A 16,440-nucleotide genomic window follows, 5' to 3' on the forward strand; every position below is an offset into this window, starting at 1 on the left:
TCTATCTCATATCAATAAATGAAAAATACCGTTAAAAAAAGCAGATACACTTCTTATGAAGCGACCTCATGCCAGAACAGAAACAACATTAAGAGCTGCAAATAGAATGATGGTGCCAATTTGTAATCCTTCATCCTGCAAAAATACATGTTAACAAATGTATTGCATGACATTCACATTACTAGACTCTATAAAGAGTTTTCACCAAGTGCTTCTATAAATTAGCAATTCCTTCATACAACTAAAGGAAAAAAATTTTTCCTCTATTGAGAAAAACAACCCTTGGAAAGAAAGAGAGAATTTTTCTATACTACAAGAAATAAAGCATCATAAGGAGAGAAATATGCGCCTTACAGTTGTTGGAGCTAATGGAAGAATGGGACGCGAACTCATCACAGCCATCCAGTGTAAAAAAGACGTCGAACTTTGTTCTGTGCTTGTGCGCAAGGGATCACCTTTTGTAAACAAAGATGCCAGTACACTGATTGGTTCAGATTTTATTGGTATTCGCATCACTGATGATCCCGAAAGTGCCTTTTCTAACACAGAAGGTATTTTAGATTTTTCTCAGCCACAAGCTAGTATTCTCTATGCCAACTATGCTGCTCAAAAAAAGCTTGTCCATATCATCGGTACAACGGGATTTAGCAAAACAGAAGAAGCACAAATTGTGGATTTTGCAAAATATACAGCTATTGTCAAATCCGAAAACATGAGCCTTGGAGTAAATCTCTTAGCAAACCTTGTAAAAAGAGCTGCAAAAGCACTAGAATCTGAAGATTTTGATATTGAGATCTATGAGATGCATCACGCGGACAAAGTTGATGACCCTTCTGGAACAGCTCTTCTTCTTGGGCAAGCGGCGGCCGAAGGCCGCAATGTCATGCTACAAAATGTTATTGGCAGCAGACGCAGTGACCATACAGGTAAGCGCGAAAAAGGCACCATTGGCTTTGCCTCTTCACGAGGTGGAACGGTTGTTGGCGACCATAGTGTCATTTTTGCCGGCTCCAATGAGCGCATCATTCTTTCACACGCAGCGCAGGAACGCTCTATCTTTGCCGATGGCGCCTTAAAAGCAGCTTTATGGGCAAAAAATCACAAAAATGGTCTTTATTCAATGCTTGATGTTTTAGGATTGTACGATAAACTTTAAATAATCAATATAATGCAGGAAATTCACAAATGGAACGCACACTTGTACTCATCCGTCATGGACAAAGTGAATGGAATCTCAAAAATCTTTTTACAGGTTGGAAAGATCCCGATTTAACAGAAAAAGGCCATGCAGAAGCAATAAAAGCAGGAAAAAAACTTAAAGAAACTGGTTTAAAATTTGATATTGCTTACACATCTGCCCTACAGCGTGCACAAAAAACGGCGCAACATATTTTAGAACAAATGGGACAATCGGATTTGAAACTGATAAAGACTTCCACATTGAATGAACGTGATTATGGTAATCTTTCTGGTCTGAATAAAGATGAAGCACGCCGACAATGGGGAGAAGAACAAGTGCAAATATGGCGTCGTTCCTATACCATTGCACCCCCGAATGGAGAAAGCTTACGCGATACTGGTGCACGTATTTGGCCCTATTATCTTCACCATATCCAACCACATATTTTGCGTTGTCAAACTGTTTTAGTCGCAGCACACGGTAACTCTCTTCGTGCTCTTATGATGGCGCTTGAAGGCCTAAACAGTGAAGAGATTATATCTCAAGAATTAGCAACGGGCATTCCTATAATTTACACATTTCATTCTGACTCAACGATTTCCTCAAAGACAATCATCACCTCTTAGGCTTCCAGAGTTATAAGGAGCCTGAAGAAGTTTCCAAGAAAATTCAATCATTTCGAACTGCAGAATAAATCCTATAATTTTATTGACAGAGCTGCTTCACAAGCTTAGATGGATTTTAAGCCCAGATGGCGGAATTGGTAGACGCGCAGGTTTCAGGTACCTGTGCCGCAAGGCGTGGAGGTTCGAGTCCTCTTTTGGGCACCAAAAGTAAAAGAATTTTTCTTTGTTTTTTAAAAAATTATTTAAAATAATCAAAAAGATAAACCATTTTTCATGATGTTGTTACAGCGCCATCAGACGGATCTTGGTAGTATAAAATTGTGAATCGCCTCTTCTCTTCAAGGTATTTTTAGCAACACAAAATACTCAAATTTTTCCCACATGTGGACAACCTCTAAATAGATATTTTTCTTCTAGTCTTACCAAAATTAAAAGAAACACTTAAAATTAGTCTTTTTTTAGCAGATACTGCTCTCTTTTTTGTTACAAATAATGCGTTAATTTTGTATCTTTTTTAATTATCAGATGCGTGAATAAAAGTCAGAAATAGGATTTTTCGACACACTTTTGCAATTTACTCTAAATCAGAATTTTTTTTGAGGTATTTTTTATTTATCCTAGACTTCCAAAGCATTAGCGTTTTCTAAAAAGAAAAATTTTTGAATCCCTCTCTTATCATATCGCAATCATTAAAACCGATAAAACTTACCTACAATATTTTAAATAATAAAATCAACAGCGTGTACCAAAACAGTTTAAAAAAATAACATCCAAAATTTATCTTGCAAAAGATGCACATCCCCTAACAAAACAAAATAACCTTATTGAAATTTCACCTACACGACTGCTCGAACAAAATGAGCATAGAAACAAAAACTGTACAACACCCCCCTATCATTCATTTTAATGAAAGCGTCAAATTTTAACACTCCACATCAAAATCAAAAAACAGTTTATCACAGCAATAAATGGTGCAAAGGATTCGCTGTAATATTTTGGATATGTTTCTGAATAAACAATTTGTCAAGGTTTATTAGAAGATAAGCGACCTAAAGCACAAAAAGAACATCAATAATGATGAAATTTTACAATTTATGGACATGCTTGGACTTGTATTCTCTCTGACACAGAGTGCATTGTGGTAATTTTACTCATATCAATGGAAAGACATGAAAGATAACATTTCACCTTTTCCTCACGAAACTGATGCGCTTTTCACTTTAAGACAAAAATTTTAAATTCTAATCAAGTATCTTCCCATCTTACCTGAACGCACCATAATCCTAGAAGGATATCCATCAAAATATAACATTCACTTATGAGAAAAGCGAAAATAAATTTACAAAAAAATCTTTGCAACTTACTTTGTGCAAACACGTCATAATCTAGGAAATTATAAAGCCAGTACATAAATTTAAAAAGCGTTGGCAGTAATGCATACAGTAAATGCAAAAACCATACTTTCACAAATGAATACACTTTAAACTGAAGCGAATTTAATACAGCACTTCTCCCCACCCAAACAACTGAAAAGGAAAAGGCTCGCAGTGGAAGAAATCGAAAAGCTACGAAAAAATCCAAGATGGATAAAAAGAAAATTAAGCAATCAAAATTTCCACCCTTAATTACTTTCCAATCCTACTACTATGAATCATTGATTTTGCTAAAAATGGCGGAGAGGAAGAGATTCGAACTCTCGAGAGCCTTTTGGGCCCTACTCCCTTAGCAGGGGAGCGCCTTCGACCACTCGGCCACCTCTCCAAGGGAGTGCATAAATGGTATCAACAGAAAGTTCAAGACATTTTCGATTTTTTTCAAAAATATCTGAGATTTTTCTTTTTTTAATCCAAAAGGATAAAAGTTAAAAAACAAAAATTGTGTCTTTTTTACAACACTGTTTTGAACAGTAAGAAAATATCTTACAAAAAGTTAATTTCATATTTGTATATCTAAAAAAGATCAGTATATTCGGAATAGATCATGAGTACCGCGTATCTTTACCCTTAATAATTTGAACAATAATTCTAACAAAAATAAACTGTTTTCATTGGATGTCCATAATGAGTATTAGGTCATTTTTTTTAAGCTCTACAGCAGCTTTACTAGTTGTCTCTGGAGCACAAGCAGATTCAAAAGTAATTCTAGAACCAGAACCAGAACCTGTAGGATATGTTCGTGTTTGCGATGCATATGGTAAAGGATATTTTTACATTCCTGGAACAGAAACTTGCATGCGTTTGTCAGGAAATATTCGTGCTGATTTTTTGGCTGGTGATGACATCGGTGCAAAAACTGATGCTGAACTGGCTAAAAAAGGAAAAACCTACGGTGCATCATCACGATTAACCCTTGTTTTTCAAACTGCTTCCGAAACAGAACTAGGAACACTTCGTTCATATGCAAAGATTTACTCACACTGGGGTAATGGTCGTGACACAGCCGGTGCAAAGCTCTCCGCTGCTTACATAGAACTTGGTGGCTTTCGTGTAGGTCTTGATGATACAATTTTCAACAGCTGGACTGGTGACTACGGCAACGTTATAAACGATGATGACATAGCTCCGGCGGGTATAACGCGCACCAACTTTATTTCTTACACCTTTAGTGGCGACACTGGCTTTTCTGCTATTATCGGAGCTGAATTAGGCAACGCTGAGACTCCTGACAAAGATACATACTACTACATTGACGACGATGGTAAGATTGCTATCGTTCCTGACGATAAGCTTCCAAGTAAAAAAATAAAAGGCTACACTCCAAATCTGGTTTTTGGTGTGAAGTTTATGCAACAATGGGGTGGTTTTTCAACAGTTGCTGCCTATGACTCTTATTATAAAAAATGGGCTGGTAAGGTGCGCGTAGATTTTAATGTTGGCGATCGTTTGAACATTTGGGCAATGGGCGGTTATAAAAATAGCATTGATTATTACGCAAAGGACGATGACAATGCTCTGTCACGACAAAGCGCAACGATTTACGCAAACTGGGGAGGAAATTGGGCAGCCTGGACTGGTGCGACCTACAAACTCACTCCAAAAACAAATTTGAATGCTCAAGTTTCTTATAGTGCTGTAAAAACCTTTGCAACTTCTGTAAATATTCAATACACGCTTGTTCCAGGATTCGTGATTACACCTGAATTAACTTATGTTTCCTGGAATGATGATCGCACTCTCAAAGGTGTAAACAGTGATACATATACATATGCTCTGAAAGGAAAAAGTGCTTTGCAAGGTATGATTCGCCTTCAGCGCTCGTTCTGATTTTGTAAATTTACATTTTTCTAAAACTGGCAACAGATGTTGCCAGTTTTTGTTTTTTAACCATCTATAATAATCATAACAATATCTCGTGATATTTATAAGATACTATCTCTGACAAAAACCGTTTACTTTTCCAAAAACCATCCAAACAAATCAACCAAACGAATACTGCTTGCACACACTTCACAGGTTTTTTACACGTGATTCAAAGAATATAAATTTACCATTGTATTTATTATCAAAATTATGTCGATACCTCATACCCTAGCATCATCAAAAACAAGCTGAATATATTTTTAAAATAATAGATTATATAAAAATGGCATTGTTAAAATGAAGAACAGAATTTTTCGCATCTCCAGCAATTTGTGAACATGCTAAAATATTCACAAAGAGGCAGCATTACCTCTTTTTCAAAATTATAAAAGGGATGACACCTCAATTTTTGCAATACATATGCCTTTCTTTCTCTCTTCTTTCACGCATTGTCAGTTTTTACTTACATACCAAAAATTTAAATCCAACAATCTTTGCTTTTCATATCTGATATTAAAAATATACATTAATTTAATACGCCACTTCTTCTCTACGCACTCTTAGTGACCATGTTCTTTTATTTGTGTACAACACTTTAACTTCATGTATCATTTTTTAATGAAAAGTGTATCTACCACGGTAAAAAAAACAGAATCTTAAAGTCTGCCCCTATAAGCCAAACCGACTTTTCTTCTTGTTTCCATTAGCTCCTGTACTTACCATTTTGTGTCCACACCACAACTAATCTTCTTTTTTACAAAAGAACCAATCTCCAAATCCCACAAGATAACTGTTAATAAAAAAATGATACTGTAGTAATTACACACATCTAAATTAAAATAAGTTGAATTAACCCAATGGAAAATATTTATCCACCAATGCATAGATGATGGCACTTGTTTCAACATCGAGAGCCCCATCATAATTTTCCTGACGAAAATGAAGCTGAAAAGCTCGTATTAAATCCTTATATCCGTTTTCTGTAAAGGAAGCCGAAATATCGTATCCATATTGTTTTAGTTTTGCTAAAATATCTGCTTTAGCTGGAAGGGTCTCACGAAACTGCTTCTGATAGTGATCTTTTAATTCATCATCATACCATGCGCCTATACCCGCTTTATAAAGTTCTTTCCAAGGAAAAGCAGCCCCTGGATCACTTTTTCGCCCAATAGCAATATCACTGTGTCCGACGACATCGGTTGGCATAATATCTGGGTAACGTTGAAGGATATTCAGCGCAAGCTGTTTAACTGCGTCAATCTGTATCGGATTATAGGGAGGAAATCTATATGCTTCACTATCGTAGGAAACTAAATCAACTGACCCATGCTCAGCAGCTTTATCATTTAATTTACTATCCTCAGACAATAAGTGAGCACCAACCTGCTGTGCAGGATCATCCTTATCACCTGGATTAAAACCACGCATATCCTTTAATCCAGCTTTAAGATACGTTTCATCACAACAATATGCATTTTTAGTCGCTAAATTGACTATTTCAATGCCAATAGATGTATCATTAAGATTATTACGTCCAGCCCATGAGCTAACACCAGCATGCCATGCGCGTTCGTTTTCATCAACCAGATTAAAAATACGCATATCCTTAAACCCTGCTTCAGTATACGTTTTTTCTGAAGGATCAGGCACAAGATAGTGAGCACTAACCTTAAGTCCCGTAAGAGCTTCGATAGAAGCTTTAAAGTCAATAGAGGTGTAGTGCATTACAAGAAAATGAACACGACGATTAAAGCTTTTGACGGAACGATAACTATTATAATCAATATAATACATAAAAAAATCCTTTCTTTTTGTACAATTCACTCGTACCGTCACACATTACAACAGATCGTATTTTTAAATAGCCTTAACGCCATTGGAGAACAATTATTTTAACTACATAGATAATAAGTTATTAGTATTTACATAAGTAATAAAATATATATAAAATAAAAAAATTATCAAAAACAATAAAATACCAACATATATCAATAAAATAATAATAAAAATATTTAAAAAATTAATTTATTAATATAATTTTACAAATTAATTAGTACAAGAGGTAAAAAATTCATAAACAACTCATTTAATATTTATATAAACTATGAACATTACAAAGTAATTTTTGTTATAAATCTGAAATAATGTATAGTCACACTTTGCATTTTCTATTACGAGTAGCAAATCGCATTTATTTTCACTACAATCCTTCTGATTTATTAAAAAATTTTGCGGCAATTTCTTGACAAAAAACTGGTTAATCATATGCGTGATTAATCTTTTATAGATACCTATTTCAATAGAATTTAAAGGATCTTTCTTGAGCACAACAAAAACGATAAAGATTCCTTCTTTATTCAATAAAGAATTCTGATTCTCTTAAATTTTTCATTTCCCTCTACATTTTAAAACCAATATATTGATTTATAAGGATAATTCATAATTTGCAACGCAAATTCGAATCCCAAATACAGTAAGATTTTTTTGTCTCAAACCCTCATATTCAATAAACAAAAACTGTTTAATCAGAGATCCAGAGATGATCTATATGTAAATAAAAATCATTAGTAAAAGAACTAAATGTGCTATTTATCAACCATTTTACTACAAGGAGTGCGCAACATTGGAAACCGATAAAAACAATGGCGTGGATAGCGCGTACCATTATAAACATAAAGAAAGTGGCAGAAATGGAATTTGTATTATATTATTCACGAACCAGATAGAAAAAAGACTTGAGAGACACAGCTAAAATATCTCTTTAAAAAATACATCCCATAGACTGTTTCTCAAAATAAAGCTATAGAAATAATATTTTTTCACACCTTTAAAAATTTTAAACGATAAAGAAGATACAGCAAATAATTTTGTTTGCGTATTTTTGCATTAATCGTGTAGATATTATTGACTGTCACCCTCCCTTTTCAGATACTGTTTTAGAACCAACCAAGCCGCATATTCCTGTAAAACTTTTCCTAGAAGTGGTCGCGTATAAGGAAAAGAAATGTGATCATCATCAAAATCTTTAATCCGTATAGCCATTGTTGCATGTCCAAGACTTTCTTCTTGATTTTCTAAGATCTCCAGAGCAGGCGATAAACTAATTTCAACCTCAAGCAATGGAACATGTGCTGCACTTTTTTCTATAGGCTGAAAATATTTTAAAAGCATCGGATCCTTTGATGACCATTGAATCCCAACATGCATTGCTAATTGTTGACAAGCAGTGGTAATTTCTGCACCAACCAAATATGGACGAAAATTATTTTCAAACTCTTCGATTAAATGCTGTGCCAAAGGCGTAGATGAATTGCCAACTAGTTGAACGAGAATATAAGGACTTCTCCATAAAAAGTGCCGCTCAAATGGCTCATTTGCGAAGTGACGATCAACCCAATGCGCAATTGTACTTTCACTTAATCCAATAAAAGTCCATGCATAATGAGTGCGCGATACAAGAGAATATTCCTTTTCACCATACTTTAAATAATCCTCTAAAAGTGCAAGAGCTTGCGTAGGCGGGCCGGGCAAAACAACAAGCGAACTTCCATCACAAGAGAGGTAAAAACCAGGCGCGGTACCAGTATGATTATCAAGCACTTTTGCCGTTTCAGGAAATAATGCTTGCCGAGCATTATTGGCGTCCGGAATAACACCTAACCTGTGCAATTGAGCTTTTATGATTTTCCAAACATCTTCATCATGAAGCAGTGGCTTCTTAACAGCTTGAGCAATTGCATCGCGTGTCCTGTCATCTGATGTTGGGCCTAGGCCTCCACTAACAATGATAAGATCTTCTTGCCCAAGACAAGCAATAACAGTCTCACTGATTTGTTGTAATTGATCAGCACAAACAAAATGGCGTGTTACTTGGATATTTCTCTTTTCTAAGATTTGACTCAAATCTTGTAAATTCGTATTCAAATATTGTCCTGAAAGGAGTTCATCACCAACAGTAATAATCGCAGCACGATAAACAGGAACAGGTTTCACAAGAGAGTTAAGAACAGCTTGTGCCATTTGACGTGTAGTGGCTAAACCACCAAGATCATAGGTAACTATTTTTCCAGCACGAATAACTTGATCAACACTATGAGACAATTGTTGCGACGCATCCTGAAAGCCTAAATGCTCTAAAAGCAACGCAGTTGTATAAAGCACAGCAGAAGGATTTGCTTTATTCTGCCCAGCAATGCGTGGTGCACTCCCATGGACAGGTTCAAAATAAGCAATTTTGCTTCCTATATTTGCACTGGGTGCGAGCCCCAATCCGCCCATGACACCAGCAGCAAGATCAGAGAGAATATCACCAAACATATTTTCAGCAACAATCACACCAAAATATTCTGGCTTAGTAGCAATCCATAAAGCAACCGCATCAACATTATGAATATCTGCTTCGATATCAGGATAATTTTGCGCAATATTCTCAAAAATCTCTTGAACAAATTGACCACTTTCTCGCATAATGCTCGGTTTATCGGCAAAAGTCACCCGTTTCAAATCATGTTGCCGTGCATAAGAAAAAGAATATTCAAATAACCGTTCTAGACCAAAGCGCGTTTGTAAACGGACTGTCCACGCCGCTTCATCACAACCATATTTTTCTAAATTAGGATGTTTCAACCATGCCTCTACTTCAGGCGATACACCACGAAAATCTAATCCTGCGTATAAACCTTCCGTATTTTCTCTAATAACACAAAAATTAAATGGCTTTCTTGAACCAACGATGTACTTTACAGGTCGTACATTTGCAAACAAATCTAATTTTTGGCGAAGCTGAATGACCGGAGAAACATAAGAAAGTTTTTTTTCTTTTAAATGCGGTGCAAGCTCTTCTAAAGCTGCTTCTTTTCCTTTACTGGTCACAGCTCCAAGCAAAATAACATCACTTTCAGCGATCTTTTTCCAAGTTGCTTGAGGAACAGGATCTCCTTCCTGTTTCCAACATTCCCAACCAATATCGCCATAAATTAATTCAATCGGTAACTGAAATTGCTCTAAAACCATCAGTGCAGCATCACAAACTTCAGCACCCACGCCATCACCAGGTAACACGAGAACTTTCTTTTTCACAATCAGCTTATCCATTCATTAACAATTACGTAAATCTTAGTAAAATTATCATACCATGGATGTATACCAGCATAAGGAATAATTTTATATTTATGATTTTAGCGGCGACTCTGAGTTTGATGCTATATGATAACAAGTTGTGATTTTTCTCCAATTAAAGATAAAAACTTCCCCTCATATTTTACAATCTTGCTCTTCGCATTTATATCTAAAAGTAATCAATCTCCCTTTGCAAATGCTTAATTGCGATATTTTTTGGTCATTGGAAATTGTCATCTGAACTCTTTTTTGAGCTGCTTCAACAGGTTGCACAAAAATATTTAATGTTTCTAAGACTTTTGATAAGTTACCATCTTCCAATAAAGAAAGAAGATGTCTAATCCGTTGTTGTAGAAGAGCATCCGGATAATCTGACGTACCTACAGAAGGCATAGCTTGTGCATTGGAAAGTTGTGCTGCTAACATTTGTATTAATGTTCCAGCCATAAAAAAACACAAAAAAACAAAGGATCTTTAAAAGATTTTTTAAATTTCTCTGTAATAAAGGGAAAAATTCCCCATAAGAAAGTTATTACAAAAAATAGAATTATGGGAAAAAATGGACAATGTATCAAGCAGAGTAATTGGAAATCCTTTTGCCAAACATAGCCTTATAAATGAAGAACAAAATAATATCATGATCCAAAATTAATCTCACAGGAAAAAGAATAACGATACGACAGCTCGTTATTTATCTTCCGCCCCCTTTTATTTTAAAATATAGATTGTAGCAATAACATCCCCAGTGAGGATAACTCTACAAACCAAAACATGATAGAGCTATATCATGCATAAACTTCTCCTCCCCGCAAAATCGCTAATAATAGCCAATTATACCAAAATTAGATCAAACCAGGATAAATCTTAAGTATCCTCAATACCATCAGCTCAATTAAAACTCATTCTCATCTATGATCACTTCCACCCAAGAAAAATAACAGCAAAACGTTTATGCATGATTCTCTCTGTTTATCATCTCACTTAGTCCATTTTCGAATGCATAAAACCACGCGCTTTGCAGATATAAATTATAAAACAATGATCCTAAAACCAAATTTATCTCTCAAATCAAAGCGCCCTTACATCGCATAAAAAACTGCGTGCAAAACTAAAAACAACCTTTGGAGAAAATCTCAAAACTTTTCAAATTTCTTCTCTGGTTTTTGGAGTTTTTTACTCAAAAAATCTAGAAAATTTCTCTAACATCATTTTACTATAGAGCAATAAGAAAAGGAAAAACAGCTTTAAACAGCAATATTTTTTCTTCTCTTTTATCTCTCATCGCCTTTTTAATTAAATACTTTTGATATTTATTTTGAATAATTGAAGCATTTTTTTAATTAATAAGTACAGTACAAAAAACTAAAATTTTAGAAGACGCAATATTTTTACAAAAAATGAAATAATAAAACAAAGACGCCAGAATTTTACCTTTTACCTTCAAAAACAAGAGATGATGTCAAAGCATTTACAAAGTTTTCCTCAAGCAAGTATCATGAACATTACTTGAAAAAAAATATCAAGAGAGATTACTTTTAAGCGAGAGGGGAAGATTAAACTTTACAACAGCATTCCACAACATCACAAAGATAACAAGCGATCGTTTCACAAAACAATCTCATTATACAGCCTTCTGTTTTTTTCTTCAAACCATCTCTATCAACTCAAATTCTCAATAAACTGCTCAGTTGAGCAAAATTTCTCAATGAATTTCACTATGATATTCCCATTATAAAACTCCTTGATCTCCCCTACGATAAACATCCATCATAATCGCTGCCTGTTTTCATTGTTTTCGACCCATTTTTGGCGCATATTTATTCACTTTTGGAACATAATTGCTAAAGATGCATTTTATCTCCAGCATCATTCAAGGAGATAAAGACATGGAAACCCACATTCCAGGAGAAACATCATTTGATACACATTTTTTAGGAGAAACCTCGTCAGAAGAAAAGTATCCACTCTTTTACACACCCATTTCATGGTCTGCAATCTTTGCTGGACTAGTGACAGCCATAGCCACATCAATCTGTCTCTCTTTTTTGGTTGCAGCGTTAGGCTTAAACCAAATAGACTTCAGCTCTTCAAGCCCTTTTGAAGGCTCTTTCTTATCTTTTGGCGTTGGCTCTCTTATTATTACCCTGATTAGTCTTTCTTTGGGAGGATTTGTTTCTGGACGTTTTGCAGAATCGTCTGGATTTCTTCACGGCTTTCTCACTTGGGCTCTCTTAACACTTCTCATGACCATCCAAGCCATTCACGTTGTTTCAAGTACAGCAAAATTAGGCGCCAAAGCTGCCCTAGCAAACAGCTCCATGGTTCAACAAACCCGAGACAGCTTTACAACGAATATTTCCCCCATTTTTTCAAAATTTAATGGCGAAGACTTTGAAAAGTTTTTAACCCCGCAAACAGATAAAAGTGTTGATTTTGATAAACTACATGGTGAGTTGCGCACATTGCTCGATAAAAGTGATATTCCATCTCTTAACCCTGAACGCTTAAAACAGTCTTATCAGGCATCTCTCAACGATATTGGTTCTGCAATAACGGCTTTTAAGAATGATCCTTCTCACTACCGCACCATCTTAAAAGATCTAGGCAATCGTCTTTCTGATCGTGCACAAACTATCACAGCAAAATTTGATCGAAGCGATATCATCAATGGCCTTATGAACAATGGCATGTCACATGCGGAAGCACAAAAAACTGCCAACAATGCGCTTCATATTTATAAAACAGCGGAGAAAAAAACTTCTCAGGCAATTGCAGCCCTCGAAGAACAAACTGAAAAACTCTCTAAAAAGCTTGATAGCTCGATAAAAGATGCCCGTCATAGTGCAAATAAAGCTGTTACAAAAGCATCACATATGGGATGGTGGGGTTTTTTAGGCAGCCTGATTGGTGCCGTTATTTCGAGTGTATGTGGTTATTATGGCTACAGAAGCCGTAGAGACACTTTCAAGTTTTAAAAATCTGTAATTCAAAAAATATAAAACCAACAACAAAAAGCTGTACGGAGTTTACAGCTTTTTGTTGTAAATTTTTCTTGAAAACCCTCTAAGATATAGAGGGATGCGTGACATAGGCTCTCTCTCCTCTGACATTGTCTCCAATAAAGATAAAATCGCTCACTATCCAACCTCCTTGTTTGTCGTCTTGCAAACCGTATTGCGCATCCCGCTTGGAGCGTTTGTAACACTGCCTCATCACTCATATTCCCATAATATTTATAAGCGTTTTGACGAGTCAATGATTCATCGCTTCCATTTCCTTTGGTGTAAAGGGTTCACACATTGTGCAAAATAAGCGCAGTAAAGATTATACTGTAGCTCTTTTTTGGAAAGATTAGTTTTAAGTGTATGATGATAGAAATCTTTCGCTATTTTTGTGCACTTTATAAAGAGCTTGATGGATAAAGAGCTTGATGGGAAATTTTTAGAGTCTCTAAACTAAAGTGATGCATAAGCAGTTTCAGAGAAAGATTGAGAAGCATGACTTTAAGATAGAAAAGAGTATTCAGCTTTCTAGCAGCATAGTTCCATTACACCGTATTGCATTTTTACGCGGTGGAACCTCGCGCAGCACCGAATTTCTGCACCCATAAACAGTACATCAATTCAGCGTAAGATATTTACATTCCACACGAATAATATCCTATTGATATCTATGCGCAACCCATCCAAAGGGCCTTTCCTTATAATTGACATTGCCACAATTGATCATAGGATATCTCGGCACCCAAAATCTACTTTAGTGGTTAGGAATATATAATAGTGTAGATATCCAAGGAATTGTGTACAGTTTTTCCTTGCAAAAATTTAGCACATTGTGTTGAGGATGGATAGATACAAGCTGCACATAGGATAAGATGAAAGAAATCGAAAAAGAGAGGGAAGAAGCTTGCTTTTAGATTGAATCGCTAAAGAATTCCTTAAGTGTAAAATTCCGCATCTATACCGGAATTTGATCTGATTGTTTGTGATGAAGTCCATAGAACAACTTTAGTTTTGTTGAGAACAGACAAGAATACATCTGTGTTTATCAAATTTTCCCATATTAGAGAATTTTTGAGAACGATAGATGGTATTCGCTGTTTTTTTCGTTTTATCGAAAACAAGGACAGCAGACACGATACCCCTATTTTTCAGTATAACCTTACAAGCCTTGACGCAGTTGCTGCGTTATATCTTTCTTCTGCGGCACTTCCGCAACTTTTATCAAGTATAAAACCCTACTTTTATAAAACTAATTTAGAAATGGATATTTAAGTGAAGAATTATTCTATAACATTTTCCACTAGGTGCATTTTTATACTAATTTTCCCCGCTATTATAAGCGAAGTGCCATGCGCATATGTCATGTTATTTTATGGAATTATTTGTACGTGAATTTGGTTGCGGGGGCAGGATTTGAACCTGCGGCCTTCAGGTTATGAGCCTGACGAGCTACCGGGCTGCTCCACCCCGCGTCATTAAAGATAGAGTAAGCATAATCTTTTGTCGACGCTTAAATATGTCTTTATTTTTATTTATGCCTTTTATTTTCAGATTTTGTTTAGAGAGCTCTATGCACTTAGCAGACCTGGCAGCGACTTACTCTCCCGTGCCTTAAGGCAAAGTACCATCAGCGCTGAAGCGTTTCACGGCCGAGTTCGGGATGGGATCGGGTGCTTTCACTCCGCCAAAACCACCAAGTCAGCAAAATGCATATGCTGTTTGAGAAGCTGTTTTTTCTATATTTTTTATATTGAATGAATATAGGAAATGAGAACGATCAAGCCGATCGAACGATTAGTATCAGTAAGCTTCATGTGTTACCACACTTCCACACCTGACCTATCAACGTGGTGGTCTACCACGGTTCTCAGGGAATACTTGTTTTCAGGTGAGTTTCCCGCTTAGATGCCTTCAGCGGTTATCTCGTCCGTATATAGCTACCCTGCTATGCGGCTGGCGCCACAACAGGTCCACCAGAGATACATCCATCCCGGTCCTCTCGTACTAGGGACAGGTCCTGTCAATATTCCAACACCCACGGCAGATAGGGACCGAACTGTCTCACGACGTTCTGAACCCAACTCACGTACCGCTTTAAATGGCGAACAGCCATACCCTTGGGACCTGCTCCAGCCCCAGGATGCGATGAGTCGACATCGAGGTGCCAAACAACCCCGTCGATATGGACTCTTGGGGGTCATCAGCCTGTTATCCCCGGCGTACCTTTTATCCGTTGAGCGATGGCCCTTCCACACGGGACCACCGGATCACTATGACCGTCTTTCGACTCTGCTCGACTTGTCAGTCTCACAGTCAGGCAGGCTTATGCCATTGCACTCAACAAACGATTTCCGACCGTTCTGAGCCTACCTTCGCGCGCCTCCGTTACTCTTTAGGAGGCGACCGCCCCAGTCAAACTACCCACCATACACGGTCCCGAATCCGGATAACGGACTGCGGTTAGACATCCATATCGGTAAGGGTGGTATTTCAAGGATGACTCCACAAAGGCTAGCGCCCCTGCTTCAAAGTCTACCACCTATCCTACACATACAGACACAAATGCCAGTGTAAAGCTATAGTAAAGGTGCACGGGGTCTTTCCGTCTAACCGCAGGAACCCCGCATCTTCACGGGGAGTTCAATTTCACTGAGTCTACGTTGGAGACAGCGGGGAAGTCGTTACGCCATTCGTGCAGGTCGGAACTTACCCGACAAGGAATTTCGCTACCTTAGGACCGTTATAGTTACGGCCGCCGTTTACTGGGGCTTCAATTCAATGCTTGCACATCTCCTCTTAACCTTCCAGCACCGGGCAGGCGTCAGACCCTATACGTCGTCTTGCGACTTCGCAGAGCCCTGTGTTTTTGGTAAACAGTCGCTACCCCCTGGTTTGTGCCACCCTTTAGCGGTTGCCCGCTAGAGGGCCACGCTTCTTCCGAAGTTACGCGTGCAATTTGCCGAGTTCCTTCAACGTAGTTCTCTCAAGCGCCTTAGTATTCTCTACCAGTCCACCTGTGTCGGTTTCGGGTACGGTCTATATGTGGGAGCTATTTCCTGGAACTGCTTCACTGCAAGATCAATCCAATAAGACCTTACAATACACACAATCCGTCACTACCCACAGGTCCACGAATATTAACGTGGTTCCCATCGACTACGCCTTTCGGCCTCGCCTTAGGGGCCGACTCACCCTGCTCAGATTAACTTTAAGCA

At 37.1% G+C, this 16,440-nt stretch carries 7 protein-coding genes, 3 tRNA genes and 2 rRNA genes (1 of these 12 cut by a window edge); 5 read left to right on the plus strand and 7 right to left on the minus strand.

Annotated features, from left to right (window positions below; all coding sequences use genetic code 11):
* The first annotated feature begins 343 nt into the window (after positions 1-343).
* The 3 genes from dapB (at position 344) to V4B17_RS04980 (ending at position 2,010) form a co-directional block, all read left to right on the plus strand.
* Positions 344-1,156: a 4-hydroxy-tetrahydrodipicolinate reductase gene (dapB, locus tag V4B17_RS04970; RefSeq protein ID WP_455479088.1), complete on the plus strand. Its 813-nt coding sequence runs from the start codon at positions 344-346 to the stop codon at positions 1,154-1,156.
* Positions 1,157-1,185: 29 nt separating this feature from the next.
* Entirely contained in the window at positions 1,186-1,806 is a 621-nt protein-coding gene (locus V4B17_RS04975) for a 2,3-bisphosphoglycerate-dependent phosphoglycerate mutase (RefSeq protein WP_455479089.1), read from the plus strand.
* Between the two features lie 119 nt (positions 1,807-1,925).
* A tRNA-Leu gene (locus V4B17_RS04980) sits at positions 1,926-2,010 on the plus strand.
* A 1,466-nt stretch (positions 2,011-3,476) separates the two neighbouring features.
* On the opposite strand, the gene V4B17_RS04985 is transcribed toward V4B17_RS04980, so the two are convergent.
* Positions 3,477-3,567, minus strand: a tRNA-Ser gene (locus V4B17_RS04985).
* Positions 3,568-3,866: 299 nt separating this feature from the next.
* Here V4B17_RS04985 and V4B17_RS04990 point away from each other — a divergent pair.
* Positions 3,867-5,069, plus strand: coding sequence for a porin (locus V4B17_RS04990; protein ID WP_455479090.1), 1,203 nt, complete (start codon positions 3,867-3,869; stop codon positions 5,067-5,069).
* 885 nt (positions 5,070-5,954) lie between these two features.
* On the opposite strand, the gene V4B17_RS04995 is transcribed toward V4B17_RS04990, so the two are convergent.
* The 3 genes from V4B17_RS04995 to V4B17_RS05005 form a co-directional block, all read right to left on the minus strand.
* Positions 5,955-6,899 (minus strand): N-acetylmuramoyl-L-alanine amidase, encoded by a 945-nt coding sequence (locus V4B17_RS04995; RefSeq protein ID WP_455479091.1) that lies wholly within the window; start codon positions 6,897-6,899, stop codon positions 5,955-5,957.
* A 1,107-nt stretch (positions 6,900-8,006) separates the two neighbouring features.
* Complete coding sequence (locus tag V4B17_RS05000; RefSeq protein WP_455479092.1) at positions 8,007-10,184, minus strand: isocitrate/isopropylmalate family dehydrogenase; 2,178 nt, start codon at positions 10,182-10,184, stop codon at positions 8,007-8,009.
* Positions 10,185-10,358: 174 nt separating this feature from the next.
* Positions 10,359-10,670, minus strand: a complete 312-nt coding sequence (locus V4B17_RS05005; protein ID WP_455479093.1) for a hypothetical protein — start codon at positions 10,668-10,670, stop codon at positions 10,359-10,361.
* Positions 10,671-12,109: 1,439 nt separating this feature from the next.
* Between V4B17_RS05005 and V4B17_RS05010 the strand changes: the two genes are divergently transcribed.
* A complete protein-coding gene (locus tag V4B17_RS05010; RefSeq protein WP_455479094.1) occupies positions 12,110-13,198 on the plus strand; it encodes a DUF3792 domain-containing protein in 1,089 nt (362 codons plus the stop codon).
* Between the two features lie 1,422 nt (positions 13,199-14,620).
* Here the strand turns inward: V4B17_RS05010 and V4B17_RS05015 are convergent.
* The 3 genes from V4B17_RS05015 to V4B17_RS05025 all read right to left on the minus strand — a co-directional run.
* A tRNA-Met gene (locus tag V4B17_RS05015) sits at positions 14,621-14,697 on the minus strand.
* 111 nt (positions 14,698-14,808) lie between these two features.
* Positions 14,809-14,923: ribosomal RNA gene (rrf, locus tag V4B17_RS05020) — 5S ribosomal RNA — on the minus strand.
* Positions 14,924-14,998: 75 nt separating this feature from the next.
* Positions 14,999-16,440, minus strand: a 23S ribosomal RNA gene (locus tag V4B17_RS05025) (it continues 1,370 nt past the right edge of the window).

This window comes from Bartonella sp. B23 (assembly GCF_053793815.1).